We start from the raw sequence: 23269 nt of genomic DNA on the forward strand, positions 1-23269 counted from the left end.
AGGATAGGAGTGGTAACGACAACATGGAAATTACGACGATCATCGGCATTCTGGCCGGCCTTGCCGCGCTGGTGGGAGGCTTTTTATGGGAAGGGGGCCAAATAAACGGACTTATGCAGGGAGCGGCGGCGCTCATCGTGTTCGGAGGCACCATCGCCGCCGTCGTCATCAGCTTCCCGCTCGCACGGCTTAAAACGATCCCCCAAGCGCTCCGTTTCGCCTTTACCCGGCAGACGGACAATCCCGAACAGCTCATCGACGATTTGGTCAACATGGCCGCGTCGGCCCGGCGCAACGGCGTATTGTCCCTCGAGCAGCTCGTGCAGGATCATCCCAACTCGTTTTTGCGCGAAGGCATTCAGATGGTCGTGGACGGAACGGAAGAAACGCTGCTGAGGCAAATCATGGAATTTGAGATCGATGCGGCCGAACACAAACATGAAGGATATGCCAAAATGTTCGAATCCGCCGGCGGGTACGCCCCGACGATGGGGATCATCGGCACCGTCATGGGACTCATCCACGTGCTCGGCAGCCTGACGGAGCCGACCGAACTCGGCCCTTCCATCGCGGTCGCCTTTACGGCCACGTTATACGGCGTTGCCGTCGCCAATATTATCTTTTTACCCATTGCATCGAAGATTAAGTCGCGCAGCGCCGATGAAATTCAAACGATGGAGCTGCTGGTCGAAGGCATTCTGGCCGTCCAGAACGGCGAACACCCGAACCTCGTGCGCAAAAAACTTTTATCCTTCACGCCGGAGGAACGCCATTTAGCGTCCGCGCCTGCGATGAAGGAGGGATTCCATGAGACAGCGGAGTAACCGGCGCAAACGCGACAAAGGCGGGGAAAGCGGCCAGGACCGGTGGCTGATCACTTATGCGGACCTGATCACGCTGCTGCTCATCTTTTTCGTTCTGATGTTTGCCATGAGCCGGCTGGATACCGAAAAGTATAAAGAAATCACGCAATCGCTCCAGAACACGTTCCGCAGCGGCGATTCGCTTCTGAGCCAAGGCTCGGGCATCACGGGCACCGCGGATAAGTATACGCATAGAAATCCGGACGTTACGTCGAAATCCGATCAGCAAAAAAAAGGAGCGGACCAGCTCTCGGACCGCGAGCTTGCCTTCCGCAAACAGGAGCAGGAGCTGCAAAACCTGATGAAGGTCATCTCCAAATACGTGAAGGACAACAAGCTCGAAGACCAAATTTTCGTCGCCGACCAGCCGCAGGGAATCTCCATCACGCTGAGCGACAAGTTGTTGTTCGACGTCGGCAAGGCCGACCTCAAACCGGGGGCGATGCCCGTCATGGACAAGCTGGCCAGCTTGTTTAAGGAGCTGAACACCGTCATCAGCATCGAAGGCCATACGGATAACCTGCCGATCGTGTACGCTTCGAGATATAAAGACAACTGGGAGCTTTCCGGTGCCCGGGCGCTCTCCGTCCTGCGTTATTTTCTGGACGAAAAGCATCTGGATGCCCGGGAGTTCCAATATGCGGGCTACGGCGATACCCGGCCGGCGGCGGACAACCGAACCGAGGCGGGGCGGCAGAAAAACCGGCGCGTGGAAATCATCGTGCTGCGGCAGTTAAAAGAGTAGCCGAAACATGAAAGGCGGGGAACCGATCGTTCCCCGCCTTTTGCGTTGTTTTGCGCCTCACTGCATCCGGGCCGATTCGCCTTCGCTTGGCTTGCCGAGCTGCAGTTCGTTTGTTTTGGTTTTGGCCTGGACCTTCATGGCGACCAGCTGAAAGATGCTGACCGGCTTCATCACGAGGACGACGCCCGCATCCGGATCCGGCGCCAAAATGACGCCGAGCTGATGGTGTTCGCCGGCATAGATGGCACGCTGCAAAAACTTGCTTTCCCCCTGCAAATTCCGGACCTCAAGCTTGCAGAAGGCCGGATTTTTCCGCAAGGCGGCATGCATTTGTTCCTTGGTTCGAATGCTGATCCCGTTGATTTTGACGATGGATTCCCCCGCCTTGATCCCAATCTCCTGGGCCGGGCTGCCCGGAATGACGGCAAGCACCTTCAATCCCTCCTGCGGGTGTACGAACATCGGACTGTTCTGCTGCTCTTCCAATCGGCTGTACCACAGCAGCCCCTCATGAACGAGGAAGCTGACGAGGGCGGCGGCGATCATCAGCGGCTTCCACCACGCCGCCAGCAAGCTGAGTCCCAGCAGCACGATGCCGTAGACCAGCAGCCGTCTAAAGGTTTTGTCCGCTTTGGCCTGCGGCAGCATGCTTTGGGTCATTTCGCTGAAACCGATGATGACCGGCAGCGCCGCCATGCTGAACCCTGCGCTCCAGCCGTCTCCCCCAAGCAGCGGCGTCCACGGCAGCAGCTCCCCTCCCGTCTGCGCCGGGATCAGGAGGAACAGCGGGATCGGCCAAAACGCCTGGATTTGATACGCTCCGACCAGCTTGCCGCGTTTGCTTTCCATAAATACCGGGTTTGCGAAGCCTGCTCCCTGCAGCTTGACGAGCAAGGCCTCGGCCAGGTGCAAAACAGCGACGAGCGCGAGCAGCGCCGGGATGTCCAGCTCCCTGACGGTATCGACGGCCGTTCCCGCCATCCCCGCGGGATGAAACCCGGGGAAAAAGCCAAGCACGAACTGAATGACGCCGAGCACGCCGATCGAATAGGCAAAACATAAAAATCTGACGCGGAAAAGCAGCAGGATGATCGCGACGATCCAAATGCAAACGACGGCCCCGGCCGTCAGCGAGATCCCGAGAAACAGAATAACGACGGACACGGAAAGGCCTGCCAGCAATCCGCCGATAAAAGTACGCCACGTCTGAAGCCCCCAGCTATGCAGCCTCACATGAAAAAGCTTGCGCTCCAGCAGCACCTGCCTGCGGTACATCAGCATGATAAACAGGATCGAAATATAATAAAACGGCTGCATCAGCAGCTGTACGATCGCATCCGTAAAGTTCCACAGCAATTCCAAGGCGACTTCCAAACGACGCCACTCCCCTTTCTGGATGTTTTTCGAATCCGCGATTTTCGGCGGACGCTACAAGCAAGAAAAAAAGAAGGCTCAAGAGCCTTCTTTAATGTTTCGACGCGGTTGCCGTGATTTCCTTCTGAACCTCGGCAATCGCCGCTTTGAGCTGCTGATCGAATTTCGGATCGCGAATGCGTTTGATCAGCTCGTTTTCAAGAGCTTCGGCCGTTTTGGCGTCAATGACGCCGGTTACGCCCAGCTTCTGCGCTTTCTGGAACGATTTGACCGCGGAGGCGGTTTTCTCGTCGAAAAATCCGTCCTTGCGGCCCGGCTTGTAGCCGAGTCCGTCCAGCATGACCTGCGCGCTTTTGACGTCGGCATTGTTCATGTTGGATTTCAGCGCGGTTTCTTTGTTGATCGGCGCCACCGAGAAATAATCCGGCTGCGCGACCGCGATGTCAGGCTTGAGGCCTTTTTGGTGAATCCAGCTTCCGTTCGGCGTCAGCCATTTGGCAATCGTAATTTTCAGCAGGCTGCCGTCGTCGAATTGTTTGCTGAAGCTGGTTTGCACGGTGCCTTTGCCGAAGGAGTTTTCGCCCATCAGTTTCGCTCCGGCCGACTGCTGCAGCGCCCCTGCCAAAATTTCGGATGCGCTGGCGCTTCCTTTGTTCATCAGCAGCGTGACCGGATAAGGCTTGCCGCTTCCCTTGGAAAGGTTCTGCTCCCGTTTCTTGTTTTTGTCTTCGACTTGAACGATGACTTTGCCTTTCGGCACGAACTGCTGGGCAATGTCAATGACGACGGAGAGAACGCCGCCCGGATTGTTGCGGACATCGATGACCAGCCCCTTCATGCCTTCCTTCTCCAGCGTGGAAAGCTCCTGTTTGAAACGTTCGCCGGTATTCAGCGAGAATTGGGTGATCTCGATGACCCCGATTTTGCCGGGTTCCATATGGGCTTTGACCGTCTCGACGTCAACGTCGTCGCGGATGATGGTATATTCGATCGGCGCGGCCGAGCCGCTGCGTCTGATCGTCAATTTCGCCTCGCTGCCTTTCGGGCCGCGGATTTTGGCGACGGCATCGTTCAGTTCCAGGCCATGAAGCGATTCGCCGTTGACGCTTAAAATGATGTCTTTCGCACGGATGCCCGCCTTCTCGGCAGGCGAACCTTTAATCGGCGACACCACGACGACGTTCCCGTTCTCGGACGAAACCTCGGCACCGATGCCGCTGAACGATCCTTCGATCGACTCCTCGAACTCCTCGGCCGTCTTTTTGCCCATGTAAGAGGAATACGGGTCGTCAAGGGATTGGGTCATCCCGTTAATGGCGCCGTCGAGCAGTTTGGTGCGGTCCACGTCCTGATAATAATTCGACTGGATGAGGTCCAGGGCCGTGCCCAATTTTTTCGCTTCATCCGGCTTCAAGCCGCCGGCTGCGCTAGCGAACACGCTTTTCCCCAGAGCCCATTGATTGGCTATGCTGGAACCTGTCAATGCAAGCGTCAGCGCGCTTCCGCAAAGCATCGCCAGAAGGACCAGAAATACGACCGTACGTTTTTTCATGTGTGATCACCGCCTTTTATTTTCCGGCCAAGCCTTGTAGGGACCAGTTCTAACCATTGTAGTATATGTCCGGCTTGTACGGAATATTTATGATCTTACAAATAAGGCATCGGATTCACAGGGTTGCCGTTCTCGCGGACCTCGAAATGCAAATGCGGGCCCGTTACCCGTCCCGTCGATCCGGATTCGGCAATCACCTGGCCGCGGCTGACGTGCTCGCCAACCCTCACCTTGATTCCGCCGCTGCGGATGTGGCCGTACAGCGTCCACATCCCGCCTCCATGATCGATAATAACACAGTAGCCGTATCCGCTCCACCATTCGGCAAGCGTGACGGTTCCTTCATCCGCCGCGTGGATCGGCGTTCCTTCCGGAACGGCCAAATCGACGCCCGTATGCATTTTGCCGACTTCCCCCGTCACCGGATGGACTCTTCGTCCATACCCGGAAGACACGCGCGCGCCGCTGACCGGCATGTACAACGGTCCGCCGTTGCCGGAGAATCCTCCGGAGCTTGCGACCGACGAGCTGGCCTTTTTCTTGGCCGCCGCGGCGGCCCTTTTCGCTGCCGCGGCCTTCGCTGCAGCCGCGCGTCTGGCGGCCTCTTCGGCTTTCAGTTTGTTTTTCTCCTGCTGCAGCGCCGATCGTTTGCTGACCAGGGTTACGAGCAATGCGTTTTGCTCTTCGCTGAGATCGTCCGAATCCTCGATTTGCTGATCGTATTTGGCGATGAGGATTTGCTTCTGTCTTTCGTTTTCGTCCAGGATGGCTTTTTGGTTTTCCATCTCGGCGTACAGATCCTTCGCCTTGGCATACTGCCCTTCAAGCTCTTTTTTCTTTTCGAGCACGAGCGCTTTATCCTTCTTATGCTGCTCGAGCAAATCCTTGTCCTGGTCCACGAAGTTTTTGAGCGTGTCCGCCCGTTCCAGGAAATCGGAAAAGCTCGTCGAAGACAGGAGCACTTCCAGGTAAGACACGCTGCCGTCCGTGTACATCAGCCTGACGCGGGATTCCAGCATTTTCTCCCGGGACGCGATCCGGTCTTCCGCCGCGTCGAGCGCGGTGGCCGTCTCGCGGAGCTTGTCCTGGGTTTCGTCGATCTGGACCGAAATCTGGGTCATCTTATTGCTGACCTGCTCGATTTGGTTCAACACGTACTGCAAATTTTGCGTCGTTTTATTTTTATAATGCTGCGCTTCCTGCTTCTGCGATTCGGCCTTTTCCTTTTGCTTTTTGGCCGCCTGCGCCTGCTGCTGCAGCACTCTCATCTCATGTTCGATTTGATCGACGGTTCTCTTTTTGGCGTAGCCCTCGGAGGGCTGGACAACGGCCGCCGCCAGCAAGACAACGGCAAGTACAGAGGCTATCTTTTTCAACTTGCGCTCCCCATCCTTTTCAAATAATCTTCCGTATGGAGTCGCCCTAGCTTCGGGCGCGTTCCTCGCGCGATTAACCTATACCTTCAAAAATTTGCGAATAGAGAGGGTCGTTCCCCACATGCCGATCAGGACGCCGAGCACGATCAGGAGGCCGCCCCACTGCCACAAATCGCTTACGGGCAGCAGCGACATTTGCAGCGTGAAATCGGAGCCCACGGTTGCCGCCAAACGGCTGTACCCGGTAAACAGGATCGCGACCGTAATGATCGAACCGATCAGGCCGATCAGCGTTCCTTCCACGAAAAACGGCCAGCGGATAAACGTGTTCGTCGCGCCCACCAGCTTCATGATTCCGATTTCCCGGCGCCGCGCAAGAATCGTGACCCGGATCGTGTTGGAAATGAGGAACATCGACATCACCGCAAGCCCGGCCACGAAAATGAATCCGATGTTGCGCACCATGCGCGTGACTTTGAACAGCGTTTCAATCGTGCCTTTGCCGTATTTCACCTTCATGATCGGCTGCTGGTCGGCATGGCTCGTGTTTAACGCTTCGATTTTTTTGGAAACAAAAGGAACGGTCGTCGGTTCGTATACTTCGATCTTGAACGCGTCCGGAAGCGGATTGTTGTCCTTGTCGAACCCTTCGAGCAGATCCTTGCCTTCATCGCCCATGCTCTTGCGGAAATCCTCGAGCCCTTGCTCCTTGGAGATGAAGTCGATTTTGCTGACTTCCGGCATGGCGGCAATTTCCTTCTGCACGGTTTCGCGCAGCTTCTGGTCCACGTTCAAATTCAGGTATGCCCGAATCTGCACCTGCTTGTCCGCTTTGTCCGCGATGGCGTTTACATTGAGTACAAGCAGAATAAATACGCCCAAAATGAATAGAGATACGATAATGGATACAATCGATGCGACGGACATCCAGCCGTTGCGGAATATGTTTTTCGCCCCTTCCCGCAAATGCCGCAAGAAGGTGTTAAAAGTCATATCCGTACTCTCCTCTCAGCTGGTCGCGCACGATGTTGCCGTGTTCGATCGCGATGACGCGCTTGCGCATCGTGTTCACGATATCCTTGTTGTGGGTGGCCATGACGATGGTCGTTCCGCGGAAGTTGATTTCGTCCAGAAGCTGCATGATGCCCCAGGACGTTTCGGGGTCGAGGTTACCGGTAGGCTCGTCCGCGATGATTACCGAGGGATTGTTGACGATCGCGCGGGCGATGGCGATGCGCTGCTGCTCTCCGCCGGAAAGCTGGGCGGGCTGGCGGTTCGCTTTGGCCTTCAGGCCGACCAGATCCAGCACTTCCATGACCCGTTTTTTCATCTGGCGTTTCGGGGTTTCGATGACTTCCATGGCAAACGCAACGTTTTCATACGCGGTAAGCTTCGGCAAAAGGCGGAAATCCTGAAAAATAACGCCGATGTTGCGTCTGACGTAAGGAATTTTCCGCTGCTTCAGCTTCCCTATATTAAACCCGTTTACGGAGATTTGCCCTTTCGTAGGCACCTCTTCGCGGTATATAAGTTTCATAAAGGTCGATTTTCCTGCGCCGGACGGGCCGACGACATATACGAATTCATTGCGGTCAATCTTGACGGACACCCCTTGAAGCGCATGGGTTCCGTTCGGGTACGTCTTCCACACATCCTGCATTTCGATCACTTCATTATCACTTCCTACATTACATAATTAGCCATTATAATTTCGACATGTTCCAGCTAATTCCTTTAAAAATCTTTCGGAATCACCATGATGTTTTTTATTGTAACAAATTTGTTACCTTTTGAGTACCCGAAATTTTTCCAATTTATTTACATATATATGAAAGACTGCATCAACCGCGTTTAATATGAAGCGAAAAAAGGTGGGAGCCATGAAAAAAGTTCATTTGACATTGATCATCGTCGCCGCCATGGTGCTGATCGGTTCCGTCGCTGCCGGGGGCATACATCTTTATATCGGCCAAAACACGCTTCCGGATTACATTACGGTCGGCGGCTGGGACGTCGGCGGAAAGAAAAAGGACGAGGCCCTCCGGGATTTGGACGCCAGACTGAAACAGCTGGAGGAAAAGCCGCTGACGGTGACGCTTGCCTCGAGCAACGGCCAGGAATTCAACATGACGCTAAAAACGGCGGGCGTCACGTTCGACGCGGCCGAATTCAAAAAAGCGATTGCCGCCCTCGACGAAGGCAGCTGGCTGGACCGGCTCAAAGCTCGCCAACGGTTCAAACGGGAATGGACGCTGTCCCCGCGCTGGAATCGGGCGCTGATCAAGGAGCGGTTCGGGCCCGCATGGGAGGAAAAACAATTCGGCAGCCCCGTCAACGCCTCGCGCCGCATCGCCAAAAACGACAAGGTGGTCTATACCCCGGAAGTATCGGTGTCCCGGATCGATTGGGACAACTTCACCCGAACGATGACCGCGCTCATTCCCAAAAGCTTCCCCGAGCCCGAAGACGCGGACGTGCCGCTGAAGATAAAGCTTCCTTTATATAACCTGAAACCGAAGGTAACGGTGAACAGTCTGAAGGAAGAAGGCATCGAACGAAAAATCGTCGAGTCCAGCACCGGCCTCGGCTCCAGCGCCTCCGGCAGGGTATACAACGTCAGCTCCGCCGCTAAGGCTATCGACGGCATGGTGTTGAAGCCGGGGGAAATATTCGATTACGGGCAGGTCATTGCAAAGGCCGAGAAAACGTACGGCTTCCGCGAAGCCCCGGTCATTCTGAACGGGAAGCTCGTCCCGGGAATCGGCGGCGGCATCTGCCAGGTGTCCAGTACCGTGTACAATGCGGCGCTGCGGACCGGGCTGGAAATCGTGGAAAGACGCAACCACTCCTTGCCGGTCAGTTATTTGCCCAAGGGGCTCGACGCCACGTTTGCCGAGGGCTCCATCAACTTCCGGTTCAAAAACACGACAGGCAAATCGCTGCTGATCCGCGCTTACGTGGAAGGCAACAATTTGACCGTCAAATTTTTCGGCACGTTTCCGAAAAACACCGAATACGAGCTGGAGACCCGAACCGTCGAGACGCTTCCCGTGAAGGAAAAATTCGTGCAGAACAAAGACATTCCGGCAGGCGCGCAAGAGGTGCTGCAGGAGGGCAAGCCCGGATACGTCGTGGAAACCTATCAGATCAAGAAGGTGAACGGCGAGACCGTCGAGAAAAAACGCGTTTCCCGGGATACGTACCGACCGCAAAGCAGGCTGATCGCCGTAAATAACGGGAGCGCCGAGGCCGGCAGCGATTCCCAGGGCTCCAAAGAGCAGATCGTCGAAGACGGAATCAGCGGCCCGAATTTCTAGGAAACGGGGAGCATGCAATACAAAAGGCGGCCCTTCGCCAAAAGCGAAGAGGCCGCCTTCTCATCTTATATGGACGAACAGGCGGATGCTGCTAAAGCTCTCCGTCCATCCGATTGCTCTCTAACTCACGGGTTTTGAAGATATTTCGTGATCGCCGATCTGTTCGCGGTATTTCCGAATGGCCAGGTCCAGCCCTTTCGAATATTGGTTCAGCGTTTCGGTTGCAGCTGAAATTTGCTCCATGATGGAGTGGTGCTCTTCGACGGCTTGCGTTACGTTGTTCATTTCCGACATCGTTTTCACGGCGATTTGCTCCGTTTTTTCCATGGTCACGACCAGCTGCTCCGCGCCTGCCGCGATTTCTTCGACGGCCGAGGACACTTCCTGAATTTGACCGGCGACCTCGCCGATCGAAAGCTTGATGAACTCGAACGAGTCTCCGGCTTGGTTCACGACTTTTAGCCCGTTTCCTACTTGTTCTGCCACCAGCTTGGTAGAATCGACCGCCTGCGCCGTTTCCTTCAGGATCGCCGATACGACCTTCGTCACTTGCTTGGCGGAATTGGAGGACTGCTCTGCCAGGTTTCGGATCTCACTGGCAATGACGGAGAACCCTCTGCCCTCATCCCCGAAACGCGCTGCCTCAATGGCCGCATTCAGCGAAAGCAGGTGCGTCTGTTCGGCGATTTCCCGGATCATGGCGACAAACGATACGACTTCGCGCGAGCTCTCGTCCAGCCGGTTCATCATCTCGACCAGGGAACGAACCGTCGTGTCGGCTTCGTCCATCTGCTTCATGGCTGCCAAAATCGCTTCCTGTCCTTCCGCGGATTTTTCGGACGATTCGCCTGCCGCCGCAGCCACCTCGTCGGCGCTGCCGGCGATGTGCCGGATCGCGTTGACCACGTCTCCCACCGTATTGGAACTGATCCGGATCATGTCGGTCTGCTGGCTTGCATCTTGGGATACGCCCAGCGTCGCTTCCTTGATCATGTCCGATACGTAAAAGCCCATTTCGGCGCTGGCTTTGACTTCTTCGATGGTACCCGCCATCTGCGAGATTTGGGTATTAAACTCTTCAGATAATTCCTTGTACTGAAGCCCGATCTTATGTATATGATCTTCCGATGCGCCTACGGGCTCGCCGGAGATTCCGCCGCCGGTTACGGCCTGGCCCCGAACGTTCCCGGCCCCTGCCGTACGCAGCAGCCATACCGCGATCCAATAACCGACCGGTACCGTCAAAACAAGGCTCGCGATCAATCCCGCCCAACCGGGCAAACCGCATAAGAGACAAATCAGATTGATGATGACAACAGCTCCCGCAAAATATCCTGCGCCCGCCAGCCCTATTTTTCTATATTGCTTTTGCATGTCGGGATTTTCGACTTTCATGGTGCATTTCACCCACCTATCCGGTTGCACCCGATGTCCGCGGACATCGGGTGCATGTTGTATGGATTAGTTTTTCAAAAACGCTTCCGCGTCTTCCAGCTTTTCAAAGGAATCGACCACTTCGCCAAACATCCGTTTCATTTGAAGTTTGGATACGGCCGAACCGGTGTAGTAAGCCCATTTGGACAGTCCCTTTTGGACCGAAAGATCGCCCAGCGGGCTCAGTTTTTCGGCGACGTCCATCGTAAACAGCTTGCCTTCGCTCAAATCCGTCAGGCCCGTAAATCCTGGCTTGACTCCTTCAAGCGCCTTTTTGAAATCTTCGATGTACTGGTTGACGTTGTCCTTGTTGATTTCGCTCACTTTGACGGTAAGACGGTTCAATCCAGCATCATAATTAATTGTGTACATGCTTTTTCCCCCATTTTTTATCAGGATAACGAATATCCCGAATAGAATATATTGGTTTTAGCATAAGCAAAAATCATAGATTTGTAAAGAAGAATTTACCGAATTATGTAGAATTATGTCGAATTAGATAAATCCTTCTTTTCTGCAATGATTAAACATCTTATGGATCATTTCGCGGTCCAGTGAACTCCACAAAAAGCCAAATTTCGACAATATCTGCGTCGTCTTGCCGGAGAAGATCGTAAAAAATGTCGTAGACACCGTTTCTTCCATCCAGCCGTAATGCAGCATGATTTGTTCGATGACGCGCTTCGATTTTTCATCGTCGTATTGCTTCCCAAGATAATCGACAAATTTGTCGAATGATAGCAGGCCGATCGTTTGGCCGAACGGATTCTCTTGCAAAACGGCGCCGATATTCGCTTCGTGCGGATTGGCGATATGGAACGATTCGTTCCGAAGCGCCCGGGAATCGGCCAGCAGCAAAATCGCCTTGCTTGCCTGATCGACATAGGTAAAGTCGAAGTCGCTGTGCTCTCCCGGCGCGATGCCTAGCTCGAAAAACGATTTCATCGTCGTATAAAACGCGTTGTCCGCGATGTTTTGCTGGAACCTTCCCGTTTCGGAGTGGAACACGATGTTGCCGAGACGGTAGATGTTCGTGACGATCCCGCGCTCCCGTGCGGCCAATACGAGGCGTTCCGCCTCATATTTCGTCTTGGCGTAATAATTTTCGAACCGCTGCCCTTTTTCCAGGTCGTATTCCGTAAAGCACACATGCCGTGCCCCCTCGACGACGCCTGTCGCAACGCCGAGCGTGGAGATGTGGTGCATATGTTTCGGCCGGCCTTCGGCAGCAAAGGCAAGCAGGTTGGCCGTCGCCTTCACGTTCTGCAGTTCGAAATCGGCATAACTTCCGTAATGTTTGACGTTGGCCGCCGAATGGATAATCGCGTCCGTTTGCTGCAGGAGTTTCTCATACGCCTGAACATCGAGTCCAAACCGGTCCCGGGTAATATCGCCGGCATAAGCATGGATGCGTTCCCGATATGTCCCGAACCAATCCGGTCCGAAGTAATAGGCGCATTTTTGCTTCAGCCGCTCCTCGGCTTCGGCGTCGGACCCTGCCCGAACGATGGCGATGACGTTCCAATCTTTTTCGGTCATCGCCTCCCAGAGCAAATGGGCTCCAAGATACCCCGTGGCCCCCGTCAGAAGCACGTTCCCGTATCCGTTCATGGCTGCCGTATCCAACTGCTCGTAATTTCGGTTACGCTCGTTATACATTGTTTTATCGGCTGAAAGGTCGATATTTTTTAAGCCGGCGTACAGTTCTTTCACCTGCTCGAGCCTGGAGTGGAGATGGTTTGTTTTCGGTTTGATCTTGCTTGCCAGCTCCGCAATCGTCTGATGCTCGAAAATATCGTTCATGCCGATCTCGAACTGCTTCTGCAGCCGGGCGACGACGACCGTCGCTTTCAACGAGTGGCCGCCAAGCTCGAAGAAATTGTCATGGATCCCGACGTTGTCCACTTGAAGCACCGCCTGCCACACCTCGGCCACGGCCTGCTCCGTTTCCGTTCTCGGACCTGCGTAATCCCTGCTTCTACCCTGGGACGCATCGGACTCCGGCAGAGCCTTGCGGTCGATTTTCCCGTTCGGCGTCAGCGGCATTTCCGGCAGCTGCGTGAAATAAGAAGGAATCATGTAATCCGGCAAGGCCTTGCCGATATGCTCCCGCAGCTCGCTGACGGACATGTCGGCCGTCGCCGTGAAATAAGCGCATAAATAGTGGCCGCCTTTGCCGTCCTCTTTGGCCACGACGATCGTTTCCGACACCGCCGGATGGTTCAGCAGGCAATTTTCGATTTCGCCGAGCTCGATCCGGAAACCGCGAATTTTGACCTGGTGGTCAAGCCGGCCCAAAAACTCGATGGTGCCTTCCCGGGTCCATCTAGCCAAGTCGCCCGTTTTGTACATGCGTTCGCCTTTGATGAACGGGTTTGGCACGTAGCGCTCCCGGGTCATGTCCTCGTTGTTGTAATAACCGCGTCCGACGTTGTGCCCGGCAATGTACAGCTCCCCGGCCACGCCGACCGGCTGCGGCTGCAGGTTTTCGTTCACGATGTAAATCTGCGTATTGGCAATCGGCTTGCCGATCGGAGGCAGCTCCGGAATCGCCCCGTTCGGGTCGATCGTATGCGTCGTGACGACATGCGTTTCCGACGGTCCATAATGGTTATGCAAATAGACGCCGTGCTTTTTCAGGTGGGCGCGGAATTTTTCCGGCACGATGAGCTGTTCGCCCGCCGTGATGACATGTTTTACGGAAGACGGGAAACGGTCCGCGTATTCTTTTTCGTTCAAAATGAACTTCAGGAACGATACCGGCATAAACAGGATTTCGATGCCTTTGTTTTCGATATGTTCCAGCAGGTCGCCGACGCTCATCCGCAGATCGTTCGTGATCAAATGCAGCGTGCCGCCCGCCAGCAGCGTCGACCAGATTTCCTGCGAGCAGACGTCGAAGCTGATCGTGGTGAATTGCAGCACATTGCCGCCGTAATCGACGTTTGTAGCCTCGTATTCAAAATGAAGCAGATTGACGATGTTCCGGTGCTCGATCATGACGCCCTTCGGTTTTCCGGTGGTCCCCGACGTATAGATGACGTACAGCAGGTCGGACGGTCCGTTCACGTGCGGCAGATCTTCCGTGCGGTCGCCGTAAGCGTCCTCGCGATCGATCAGCAGCGTTTCGCCCCCAAAGGAGACTTGTCCGTCCAGATGCGACTGCGTCAGCAGCAGCCGGGTATGGCTGTTCTCCAGCATGTAGACGACGCGGTCCTGCGGATATTCTGGATCGATCGGCACGTAAGCCCCGCCCGCCTTCAGGATGGCAAGCAATCCGACGATCATCTCGAACGAGCGGTCGACCATCAGCCCGACGACCTGATCCGGCACGACGCCTTTGGCGCGCAGCGTCCAGGCAAGCCGGTTGGCGCGTTCGTTCAATTCGCGGTAGGACATGCTGCGCGGGCCGAAGACAAGCGCAGTTTTCTCCGGCGTACGCCGCGCCTGTTCCTCGAACAAGCCGTGAATCGTCATTTGATCCCGGTAAGCCGAATCGGTCGCATTTAATCCTTTTACGAGGAACTCATGCTCCTCTTCGTCCAAAATCTCGAGTTCGCACAGCATTTTGCCCGGATGGACCAGCGCATCGGCCAACAGCTGCAGGAAACGGGCGCCGAATGCTTCGATGCTTTGCCGTTCGAACAAATCCGTGCAGTACTGGAGGTCGATCCGAATGCCGGTTTCTTCTTCCGTCAAATCGACCATCAGGTCGTATTTCGAGATCGGATGGACATAAGGATAAAGGGACGTTTCCGCACCTTCCAGCCGAAGCTCGAGTTTGCCCGTATTCTGCATGACGAACAGCGTGTCGAACAGCAGGTTGCGGCTTGGATCGCGCGGAATGTTCAATGAACGAACCAGTTCCTCCAGCTCGTAATCCTGATATTCGAAAGCGCCGAGCAGCGCCGTCTTCACTTCCTGCAGCAGCTGCATGAAGGATTTGCGCTTTTCGGGATAGCAGCGGACAGGCAGCGTGTTGACGAACATGCCGATCACGGCGTGAAGCTCTTCGCGCAACCGTCCGGCAACCGGAACGCCTGTAATGATGTCCTCCTGGTTCGTGTAGCGGGACAGCAGCGCGTGATAACCCGCAAACAGCACCATAAACGGCGTGACGCCGGAATCGAGCGCGAACTTTTTAAGCCGGCCGGCCGTCTCTTCGGGAAGCCTGATCGTTACCGTATCCCCCGCAAAGCTCTGTTTGGCCGGCCGTTCCCGGTCGGTCGGAAGCTGCAGGATCGGAAGCTCGCCGGACAATGTTTTTTCCCAATAAGCTTTATGGCCCCCGTTAGCCCTTCTTTCAGCCGAGTCCGCTTCCCAGACGGCAAAATCGGCAAAACCGATCGGCAGCTCCCCGAGCGTTTCCCCGCGATACAATCGGGACAGCTCATCGAAAAAGACGTTGGCCGAGATGCCGTCGACCGCAATATGATGGAAATCGACCAACAGCACCTGGAGGTCCGCATCCCCGCAGCGGATGAGCCAAGCCCGCAGCAGCAGCGCCTTGGCGAGATCGAACGGCGTGATCAGGGAATGGATCAGGGCGTTCAGGTTTGGTTCGCTGGTTTCCTTCTGCCCAAGCTCGAACGGAACCTGGTCATGCAGCCGCTGCACGATTTCTTCGTTCTCCCATTGATAGGACGTGCGGAAAGCATCATGTCTGGCGATCATCGTACGGAATGCCTGTTCCAGCCGCGGCTGATCGACGTCCCCTTCGATCCGGAAAGCAAACGGCGCATTATAGGCCGTTCCGACCTGCTCCATCTGTTCGATGAAATAAAGCCTTTTTTGCGCCGAAGCAAGCGGATAACTTGTTCTTGCCGGGCCTTTCGCAATGACGTCCGGGCCTGTTCCGGCGGTTTCGGTTGCAGCCGCTTGCTCGTTGCCGTAAGACGATTCCGAAGCCGCTTGTTCGATCCATTCCGCTTGCTCCCGAACCGTCGGCCGTTCGAACAGCAGCGTGACCGGTACGGATGCGCCGAAACGCCGCTCAAGCTTGGCTTGCAGCAGGACGGCCTTCAGCGAATCCCCGCCTGCCGTAAAAAACGACTCGCAGGCGTCCACGCGGCCCAAGCCCAGCACCTCGCTCCATATGGCCGCCACTTCTTCTTCCCATTCGCCAGCCGGGGCTTCGTAACGTCCCTCGTCCAGCGAAGCCGCGGGGGCGGGAAGCGCACGTCTGTCGACCTTGCCGTTGGCCGTTAGCGGAAGCTCTTGAAGCCCTACCAACTTGGAAGGAACCATGTAATCCGGCAATTGCTCCGCCAAAAACGCCTTCATTTCGCCGTAGGCCAATACCCCGTCCGCCACAACGTATGCGCACAAATATTTGGCGCCGGATGCGTCCTCGAGATCGATGACGACGGCTTCGGATACCTGCGGGTGCTGCAGCAGCCGGTGTTCGATTTCGCCGGTTTCGATCCGGAAGCCGCGGATTTTGACCTGGTGGTCGATCCGCCCGAGGAATTCGATGGCGCCGTCTTCCGTCCATCTTGCCAAGTCTCCCGTCCGGTACAGTCGTTTTTCTCCGGTTATGCCCCCGGGAACAAACTTCTGCCCGGTCAGCTCCGGCTGGTTCAAATAACCGCGCGCCAGCCCGCTTCCGGCAATGCACAATTCGCCGGCAATGCCGACAGGCTGCGGATGCCCGTATGCGTCCAGAATGTAGACCCTGGAGTTATCGACCGGATAACCGATCGGAATGTTCGGCGTCAACTCCGTGACCTTATAGGCCGTCGTGACCACGGTGTTTTCCGTCGGGCCATAGCAATTGTACAGATCATAGGTCTGCCTGCTGAACGATTTCAGCTTGTCCCCGCCCGTCAAAAGAACGCGCAGCGTCGGATGGTCCATCGTCATGAAATGCTCGCAGAACTGGGTCGGCAAAAAGCTGATCGTAATGCCGTGCCGCTTAAAGTACGCATGCAGCTGCGTCGAATCCAGGCGGATCTCTTCGGGAATGACGTGAATCGCCGCCCCCGACACCAGATACGGAAACATCTCCCACACGGAAGCGTCAAAGCCGAACCCGGCGTATTTGGTGGCCCGGTCCTTTTCGGTCACTCCGAATTCCCGGATGTGCCAGGCGCACAGATTGACAAGCGATCGGTGCTCGACCATCACGCCTTTCGGCCTTCCCGTCGAACCGGAAGTGTAGATGACGTAAGCCATGTCGCCCGGTACCGCAGATTCGCGCACATTCCGCATCTCCGCATCGGCAGCCTCCGATTCGCCGCGAGTATCGGCAGAAAACTCCGCCGCGCAAACCATCTCGCCTTTGAAGCGGACTTTTCCGTCCAGTCTGACCTTCGGCTCGGTGACAAGCAGCTCCGTTCCGCTGTCTTCGAGCATATACGTGATGCGGTCGGCGGGATACGCCGGATCGATCGGCAAGTAGGCCGCGCCCGTTTTCAGGATCGCCAGCGTCCCGACAATCATCTCAAGGGACGGCGTCGCGATGATGCCGACGATCCGCTCCCGGCCGGCTCCCCTCCGTACCAATTCGCGGGCCAATCTGCCCGCTTTTTCGTTCAGCTGGCCGTACGTCAACGATTCGCCTTGGTAGACCACCGCGACGTTATCCGGAGCCTTTTGCGCCTGCTCCTCAAACAAGCCGTGGATGGTCCGGTCCAATTCGGCATGCGCAGCCGTTTGGTTCCAGCCCGCAAGCTGGGCCTCCTCTTCTTCCGTCAGCAGCTTCAAGCCGCCGATCGTCAGGTTTGTACCTGCCGCCCATGCGGCCATGATATGCTGCAAATGCCGGCACATGCGGAGAATAAAATCGCCGGGGAACATGCCGTCCGCATGCCAAACCTCGAAGCCGCCCGCTTCGTGCCGATCCAGCGAGACCGCCAGCTCGAATTTGCCCTGCAGCTCGTCCGGGCCTATGCCGCTCCCCGTCCAAATGGCGGTGTTGCATACCGGGGATCCTTCGTCCAGGCCGGCGCAAATACCGGCAATTTCATCGAAAGCCGCCGACTTAGCCGCATGCTCCTTCATGGCGGCGGCAACCTGACGCACATGACTTTGCAGCGTCGTTGCCCCGTCCGCTTTCGTTATGAGCGGATAGGCTTGCTCGGCGGACGCGACGACGGCGAACGCAACCTCCTCCCGGCGCAAATACCGGATCAGCAGCATGCCCCATGCGGCACTCAGCAGCACGCTTGGTTCGATACGTGCGGTCTCGCATGCCTGCCGAATTTGACGCCCCGTTTCCTCCGGCCAGCGATACATAACCCTTTGCATTGGAATGGACGCCTTTCCGGAATGAATGCGCAGTATCGTCCGTTCTTCCAATTGCTTCACATACCGATTCCATTCATCCAAGTTGGACTTTCCTGTTGTTAACACCGACATGTTCATCTTTCCTTTGCTTGATCATAGGATTCTGTATAGAAAAAAATTAAAAACAAAAAAACTCTACTTGCCGAGAGTAGAGTTCCTTCGATCGCGAAAACGTCTTTCGGCAGCTGGCTGGCATAGCGATAAGATCAAGGATCTTGCCGCCTGAAGCCCCTTTAGCTTTGTGCCCCTGCCTTTCGGCAGGTTTACCTTTGGCTTGAGTTTTCAAAGTGCGGTATTTCAGATATTGCTGAAAATAAATGAAATATCTGAAAAATACACTTTTAATATATCATGTTTATAGTTAAAGTACAGGTTAGATCCTTCCAATAAGAGGTAATAAAAGTGTCTATATCCCGAAATTATGGGAAATGCCATAGGTTATCATTGGAAAAGCCCCCCGCCCCTTAGTCCCCGGCTTCAGAACATGACTTTAACGCGTCCAGCAGCCCATCGGGAGAAAAGCGCCGGACAGCGGCCGCTTGCTCCTCCAGCTGCATGCAAACGGATAACTTGTAGTCGGGGTCAAACGGGACGACTTGAAGATGCAGCTCCGGATCGATCCTGCCTTGATGCATGATGCGAATCCCGGAAGGATGCCTGATCGTCTCCAGCCTGGACAAGCCGATCGAAAGGCCTTTGCCGACGGCTTTGGAATAACTTTCTTTAAGCGTCCACAACTCGAAAAAGAAGGCATCCCGACGTTCGGCGGGCTGCCTTCTCCATTCAGTAAGCTCCCGTGGCGTAAAACACAACTCGGCTGCTTCCGCTTCCGCCCGGCCGATATGCTCGACATCGATGCCGATCGGTCCCCTGGCGCCCACGGCGCATACGACCCAATCCTTGGCGTGGGACACGTTAAAATAATAGTCGGGAACGCCTGCCAGGAATGGTTTGCCGTAACCATCCCTGGCAAACTCCACGTTCCGGAGCCGTAGCCCCTTTTCGAGACAAGCCGTCACCCGTTTCAAGGTATCGGAAACGATCACGCGCTCCGCGTCCCGCTCCGATCTGTGCCTCGCGGCCCGGGACCTTGCTTCATCAGGCAAAAAGGCGAGCAGCCGCTGCATATCCGCGCCGGCGCCTTCCCGCCAATCGTTAAGATTTACGGCATATATCGTCGCGATGCGTTTCACCTTCTCCCCTTCTTCGCTCCTTGCCGTGAAAGCCGTTTATGGCACAAGTCAAGGAATCAGTTTGAGCTTGCGCGCCTGCTCTTCGGTCAAAATAAATTCCTCGGCCGGCCATACCTCGTCTTCGTCGTCCACGCCGAACATGTTCATGACTTCAGGCCAAATCCCTTTTTCCACTGCTTCTTCCTGGGTAATAATCACTTTCATGAGCGACCAGCCTCCTAATGTTGACCGTATTTAATTCAAGTATTACCCAACCATGGACCCTTGTCGACAGCAAAATGGCAGCCGAAGTGCAACGGCTCTGTTCGATAATCCCATTAAGCCTTCGTTCGGGATTGCGCGGGGGAAGGCTCTTGGGCGAACTGCATCCGCCCTGCGCCCATCATCGACACCGAAAGCAAGGCGAAAAACACCGGAAGGAGCGCCCACAGAAACGCGTGATCGACGGAAAGCGAAAGCGCCGCGCTGATTTTTTCCATGACGGGCCTCGGAATCAGCGCTCTCATCTCAGGCGATAAGAGCTGCTGCGGGTCGGCGTTTGCCGGCATGTTTTCCCCCGAACCCCCAAGCCTTTCCGCCAGTTGAATATTGAAATCGTTGCGCTGAATGATGCCGAAGACGGTAATTCCGATCGTCATCCCGAGCGAACGCAGAAAAGAAATCGTCGAGTTGGCCGACCCCCGCTGCCGCGCATCCATCCCTTGGATAGCCGACATGCTGAGCACGGAAAACGAAAAGCCGATGCCAAAGCCGGTAATCATCATATAAAGCGAGAGCACCGTCCGGGACGTTTCCGGCGTAATCGTGGCAAGCAAATACATGCCGAGCAAAAACACGACAGCCGAGAAGACCATGACTCTGCGGAACGTCATTTTGGCGGAAAGCATGCCACCGACTTGCGAAGCGACAACCGAGCTCAGCGTGAGGGGAAGTAGTATCAATCCGGAGTTAGTTGCACTCCCGCCCATGACGCCTTGGACGAAAATCGGAATATACACCGCCGCCGTAATAAAAGCCGCCCCGTAAAACAATGCGGCCGCGCTGCTTGCCGCAAACAGCCTTTTCCGAAACATGTCGTACGAGATGATCGGTTCAGCCGCCTTGCGCTCAATCAGCAGGAACGCGATGAACAGCACGGCAAACGCCGCAAACAAACCTAAAATGACGAAGGAATCCCATGCATATTTGTTGCCGCCGAGCTCGAGCGCGAACATAAGGCTGACGACGGCGCCTACAAGCGTTGCCGCTCCCCAGACGTCGATTTTTTGCCGCGAGTGCTCATGCGATTCCTTGTAAAAGAACACGACGAGCAGAAACGCGATCAGCCCCAGTGGGATATTGATATAGAAAATCCAACGCCAATGCCAATAATCCGTAATATACGCTCCCATCAACGGACCGAACAAATTCGCGATGCCGAAGACCGCGCCGAACATCCCTGACATTTTGCCCCGCTTCTCCGGCGGAAAAATGTCAAAAATGATCGTAAACGTAATCGGGATGAGCGCGCCGCCGCCAATTCCCTGAATGGCCCGATAGATGCTGAGCTCCGTAATCGTATGCGCCGTGCCGCACAGCATGGAGCCAATCAGGAAAACGACGATGCCGAAGACAAAAAATTTCTTCCTGCCGTACATATCCGACAGCTTCCCGAAAATCGGCATGCCCGCCATTTCGGCCACCATGTACGCCGATGTCACCCAAACGAATTGGTCGAGCCCGCCCAGCTCCCCGATCATCGTTCCCATGGCCGTCGCCACGATCGTATTATCGATGGCCGCGATCAGGATGCCAAGCAACAGCCCAGCAACGATCCAACCCAGCCTGTTCTTTTTAACCGCCATAAAAGCCTATTGCTCCTTTCCTCACCATTCGGTTTTGGACGACTGCGAAACGACGGCTTCGGGATCCTGCTTCAATTCATCCTTGTATTCCACAAGGCCGATGCTGCATCCGGCGCCAATGATGACGCTGCGTCCCCGGACCACGGCAGCTTTGGTATTTTCCAGCTCGACCGTATCTCCTTCGATCGTTTCCGCCGTAAGCATGCCGTCCTGCCCCATGAACAATTTCCCGAAAAGAGACATGCCGCTTCCTTTTTTGACGGTAATTCGGCTCCCGACCAGCTCCCGCAGACGGCTGTGCCCGTGCAGCTTGAAATCCGCCTGCTCGGCATTCAGCATGCCGTTCACGTCGACCATTCCCCGGACAACCAGTTCTTCCATCTGGCAATCCGCGTTCGCCCGAAGCTCTCCCGTGATTTTCGCTTTTTCCGCCGACACCCGTCCGTCGACCGACATGACGCCGGAAATGGAGACGCTTTGAGCCGACAGGTCCCCGCCGATCCGCAGCTCCCCTTGGGTCCGGAAGCTCCCGCCGCTTGCGCTGCCGGCTACTTTCAGCGTGCCGGTGCAGGATACGCTCCCCGCCCGAAGCGCCCCCTTCATCTCGGAATTGCCCAGGCATTTGAACATTTCGCATTCCGTGTCGGCATGGATGATCGCGTCGCCCATGATTTTAACGTTGCGGAAAGCCCCTCCGCCGGATTGGCCGTTCCCCGTCATTTTCAAATCGCCGCGGGTGCCGTTCGGATTTCCGTTTATATTCATGTCTCCGTTCCTCCTTTTAAATGTCCTTGCATTAAATCTGCTGTGCCTTTTCAATCGTGGCATCGTCTTCCCGAATCAGCCGGTCCTTATACTCCACGCGGCCGATTTTGCAGCCTTTGCCGATGCGCACGACATTCCCCCGCACGATATTCGCCTCCGTATATTCCAGGTCGATCTCGTCGCCTTCGATGACTTGTACCTGAAGCCGGGCGGAAAATGCCGGAACGACCTGCTCGAGGACGCTGACCTTTTTGAACCGTTTGACCGATATCGTATCCCCGCCGATCTCATTGACCTTGCTGGGCATGCTCAGTTTGACGTCGATCATTCCGGCATTCAGCAAACCGCCGACGTTGAATCCGCCGTGAACGTGAAACCATTCGCACTGCACGCCGCCTCTTGTTTTCAAGCTGCCGAAAATTTCAACCTTCTCGCCGATCAGCCCGCCAGCGATGGACAAGCGTCCATTGGCCGTAAGCGATTCATGGCAGACCGCCTGATCCTTAAAGGTGACGAGCCCATCCAACATCATGCGGTTTGCGTTCACCCGGCCTTCGACCGTCGCCGTGCCGTTCACCGTGACGGCCTCGCTTTGCAGGGCCCCCTCCAACGTCAACGTGCCATTGCTGTCGAAGGAAAGGCAGTCGGTGTCCCCGTTGATTTTCACCATGCCGTCCAGCCTGACATGAGAATACAAGCCGCCTTGAGACCTGCCGATGCCGGAAATGCTCATTTCTGTTCTTTCCATATCTTACGCCTCCGTTTCATTTAGCTTCAGCTTCAATTCCTCGATGGATGCCGCCAAAGGCAGCCGGAAAATCCATTTCGCGTCCTTGTCAAAATAAATTTGCTCCGCCGACTCCGCCAAAAACAGCAGCGGAACTCCCATTTTCCGGACCAAGGCCAATTCGCACGGTTTGGACGCAAACGCCCCGTAGTGCTCGCGCATGACCGCAATCAGCATTCTGCCTTCATCCCGCGTCATGTCTCCGCCTTGCAGCAGCTTCTGCAGCACATATACCGTCAGGATATCGTCAAAAGATAACGTTTCCTGCCTTCCGGCCACTTCTTCAAATAATGCCAGCGAAATACTGGTAACAATGTTACGTTCCATGAGTTGGGCTGAGGACATCGACTGGATGTTCGAGCTCGGGGAAAATACATCCGCCAGCTCATCCAGCGACAATCCGTCTTTCATATTTTTTATGCGTTCGATCCGCTGCAGTATTTTATCCTTGGGAAAAAAGGTTTCCTGCCCCGTAAAGGCCGACTTGCGGACAAACCACTCCTCGGGAATCAGGTTTTTGCGCTTCCAGCGGTACAGTTGCCCGTAGGAGATCCCCGTCAGCTCCAGCAGTTCCTTTTTCGAAATCAGATCCTCTTCGTTCATGACACCGCCTCCTTGCATCATAATGTAACATAACATTGTTACGTTGTAAATGGGTTTAAAACATTTTTATGATTTGCGGGATTGCGGCAATATACACTTGAAAAACAGCAGAGACGGTTACGAACAGAC

General features: G+C 55.4%; 17 protein-coding genes and 1 riboswitch. Of the genes, 3 read left to right on the forward strand and 14 right to left on the reverse strand.

The genetic code is table 11. From position 1 onward, the window contains the following. Positions 1-23: 23 nt before the first annotated feature. Together MKY58_RS24995 and MKY58_RS25000 are read left to right on the forward strand one after the other, a co-directional pair. Complete coding sequence (locus MKY58_RS24995) at positions 24-824, forward strand: flagellar motor protein (protein WP_339322520.1); 801 nt, start codon at positions 24-26, stop codon at positions 822-824. Beyond that, on the forward strand, positions 808-1608 hold the full coding sequence (locus tag MKY58_RS25000) for a flagellar motor protein MotB (RefSeq protein ID WP_036710514.1): 801 nt from the start codon (positions 808-810) through the stop codon (positions 1606-1608). The genes MKY58_RS24995 and MKY58_RS25000 overlap by 17 nt, the downstream gene beginning before the upstream one ends. Before the next feature lie 57 nt (positions 1609-1665). Here the strand turns inward: MKY58_RS25000 and MKY58_RS25005 are convergent, their stop codons facing one another. The 5 genes from MKY58_RS25005 to ftsE form a co-directional block, all read right to left on the reverse strand. After that, positions 1666-2925 carry a PDZ domain-containing protein gene (locus MKY58_RS25005; RefSeq protein WP_156124589.1) on the reverse strand — a complete coding sequence of 420 codons (1260 nt, stop codon included), beginning with the start codon at positions 2923-2925 and terminating at the stop codon, positions 1666-1668. A 148-nt stretch (positions 2926-3073) separates the two neighbouring features. Further along, positions 3074-4534, reverse strand: a complete 1461-nt coding sequence (locus tag MKY58_RS25010; protein ID WP_339322521.1) for a S41 family peptidase — start codon at positions 4532-4534, stop codon at positions 3074-3076. Between the two features lie 95 nt (positions 4535-4629). After that, complete coding sequence (locus tag MKY58_RS25015; protein WP_036710507.1) at positions 4630-5910, reverse strand: M23 family metallopeptidase; 1281 nt, start codon at positions 5908-5910, stop codon at positions 4630-4632. Between the two features lie 78 nt (positions 5911-5988). Next, positions 5989-6903, reverse strand: coding sequence for a permease-like cell division protein FtsX (gene ftsX, locus MKY58_RS25020; RefSeq protein WP_036710504.1), 915 nt, complete (start codon positions 6901-6903; stop codon positions 5989-5991). After that, a complete protein-coding gene (ftsE, locus tag MKY58_RS25025; protein WP_036710501.1) occupies positions 6893-7579 on the reverse strand; it encodes a cell division ATP-binding protein FtsE in 687 nt (228 codons plus the stop codon). Before ftsE ends, ftsX begins: the two co-directional genes overlap by 11 nt. A 211-nt stretch (positions 7580-7790) precedes the next feature. On the opposite strand from ftsE, the gene MKY58_RS25030 reads away from it, so the two are divergent. Beyond that, positions 7791-9227: a VanW family protein gene (locus MKY58_RS25030; RefSeq protein WP_339322522.1), complete on the forward strand. Its 1437-nt coding sequence runs from the start codon at positions 7791-7793 to the stop codon at positions 9225-9227. Between the two features lie 120 nt (positions 9228-9347). Here the strand turns inward: MKY58_RS25030 and MKY58_RS25035 are convergent, their stop codons facing one another. The 9 genes from MKY58_RS25035 to MKY58_RS25075 all read right to left on the reverse strand — a co-directional run bounded on the left by MKY58_RS25035 (position 9348) and on the right by MKY58_RS25075 (position 23140). After that, the gene (locus tag MKY58_RS25035; RefSeq protein ID WP_339322523.1) at positions 9348-10622 is read right to left on the reverse strand and encodes a methyl-accepting chemotaxis protein; all 1275 of its coding nucleotides are present in this window, start codon (positions 10620-10622) and stop codon (positions 9348-9350) included. A gap of 66 nt (positions 10623-10688) precedes the next feature. Next, a complete protein-coding gene (locus MKY58_RS25040; RefSeq protein ID WP_339322524.1) occupies positions 10689-11033 on the reverse strand; it encodes a hypothetical protein in 345 nt (114 codons plus the stop codon). A 123-nt stretch (positions 11034-11156) separates the two neighbouring features. Next, entirely contained in the window at positions 11157-17990 is a 6834-nt protein-coding gene (locus MKY58_RS25045; RefSeq protein WP_339322525.1) for an amino acid adenylation domain-containing protein, read from the reverse strand. A gap of 135 nt (positions 17991-18125) precedes the next feature. After that, positions 18126-18226, reverse strand: a riboswitch (cyclic di-GMP riboswitch). A gap of 186 nt (positions 18227-18412) precedes the next feature. Continuing rightward, positions 18413-19141 carry a 4'-phosphopantetheinyl transferase superfamily protein gene (locus MKY58_RS25050; protein ID WP_339322526.1) on the reverse strand — a complete coding sequence of 243 codons (729 nt, stop codon included), beginning with the start codon at positions 19139-19141 and terminating at the stop codon, positions 18413-18415. A 48-nt stretch (positions 19142-19189) separates the two neighbouring features. Then, the gene (locus MKY58_RS25055) at positions 19190-19345 is read right to left on the reverse strand and encodes a hypothetical protein (protein ID WP_197069973.1); all 156 of its coding nucleotides are present in this window, start codon (positions 19343-19345) and stop codon (positions 19190-19192) included. Positions 19346-19458: 113 nt separating this feature from the next. Next, positions 19459-20985 carry an MDR family MFS transporter gene (locus MKY58_RS25060; protein ID WP_339322527.1) on the reverse strand — a complete coding sequence of 509 codons (1527 nt, stop codon included), beginning with the start codon at positions 20983-20985 and terminating at the stop codon, positions 19459-19461. 21 nt (positions 20986-21006) lie between these two features. Further along, positions 21007-21750: a hypothetical protein gene (locus tag MKY58_RS25065; protein WP_339322528.1), complete on the reverse strand. Its 744-nt coding sequence runs from the start codon at positions 21748-21750 to the stop codon at positions 21007-21009. A 31-nt stretch (positions 21751-21781) separates the two neighbouring features. Beyond that, positions 21782-22498: a bactofilin gene (locus MKY58_RS25070; protein WP_339322529.1), complete on the reverse strand. Its 717-nt coding sequence runs from the start codon at positions 22496-22498 to the stop codon at positions 21782-21784. Positions 22499-22501: 3 nt separating this feature from the next. Next, the gene (locus tag MKY58_RS25075) at positions 22502-23140 is read right to left on the reverse strand and encodes a YhbD family protein (protein WP_339322530.1); all 639 of its coding nucleotides are present in this window, start codon (positions 23138-23140) and stop codon (positions 22502-22504) included. Between the last annotated feature and the right edge of the window lie 129 nt (positions 23141-23269).

The sequence above is a fragment of the Paenibacillus sp. FSL W8-0194 genome (assembly GCF_037969745.1).
GTDB classification, from domain to species: Bacteria; Bacillota; Bacilli; order Paenibacillales; family Paenibacillaceae; genus Paenibacillus_AQ; species Paenibacillus_AQ cookii.

Bases quoted from the DNA above. Each gene is read 5' to 3' on its own strand.
- MKY58_RS25010 (WP_339322521.1), bottom strand. From the start codon at position 4,534: ATGAAAAAACGTACGGTCGTATTTCTGGTCCTTCTGGCGATGCTTTGC.
- ftsX (WP_036710504.1), bottom strand. From the start codon at position 6,903: ATGACTTTTAACACCTTCTTGCGGCATTTGCGGGAAGGGGCGAAAAAC.
- MKY58_RS25060 (WP_339322527.1), bottom strand. From the start codon at position 20,985: ATGGCGGTTAAAAAGAACAGGCTGGGTTGGATCGTTGCTGGGCTGTTG.
- MKY58_RS25035 (WP_339322523.1), bottom strand. From the start codon at position 10,622: ATGAAAGTCGAAAATCCCGACATGCAAAAGCAATATAGAAAAATAGGG.
- MKY58_RS25070 (WP_339322529.1), bottom strand. From the start codon at position 22,498: ATGGAAAGAACAGAAATGAGCATTTCCGGCATCGGCAGGTCTCAAGGC.
- MKY58_RS25040 (WP_339322524.1), bottom strand. From the start codon at position 11,033: ATGTACACAATTAATTATGATGCTGGATTGAACCGTCTTACCGTCAAA.
- MKY58_RS25055 (WP_197069973.1), bottom strand. From the start codon at position 19,345: ATGAAAGTGATTATTACCCAGGAAGAAGCAGTGGAAAAAGGGATTTGG.
- MKY58_RS25030 (WP_339322522.1), top strand. From the start codon at position 7,791: ATGAAAAAAGTTCATTTGACATTGATCATCGTCGCCGCCATGGTGCTG.
- MKY58_RS25000 (WP_036710514.1), top strand. From the start codon at position 808: ATGAGACAGCGGAGTAACCGGCGCAAACGCGACAAAGGCGGGGAAAGC.
- MKY58_RS24995 (WP_339322520.1), top strand. From the start codon at position 24: ATGGAAATTACGACGATCATCGGCATTCTGGCCGGCCTTGCCGCGCTG.
- MKY58_RS25005 (WP_156124589.1), bottom strand. From the start codon at position 2,925: ATGCAGCCGTTTTATTATATTTCGATCCTGTTTATCATGCTGATGTAC.
- MKY58_RS25075 (WP_339322530.1), bottom strand. From the start codon at position 23,140: ATGAACGAAGAGGATCTGATTTCGAAAAAGGAACTGCTGGAGCTGACG.
- MKY58_RS25065 (WP_339322528.1), bottom strand. From the start codon at position 21,750: ATGAATATAAACGGAAATCCGAACGGCACCCGCGGCGATTTGAAAATG.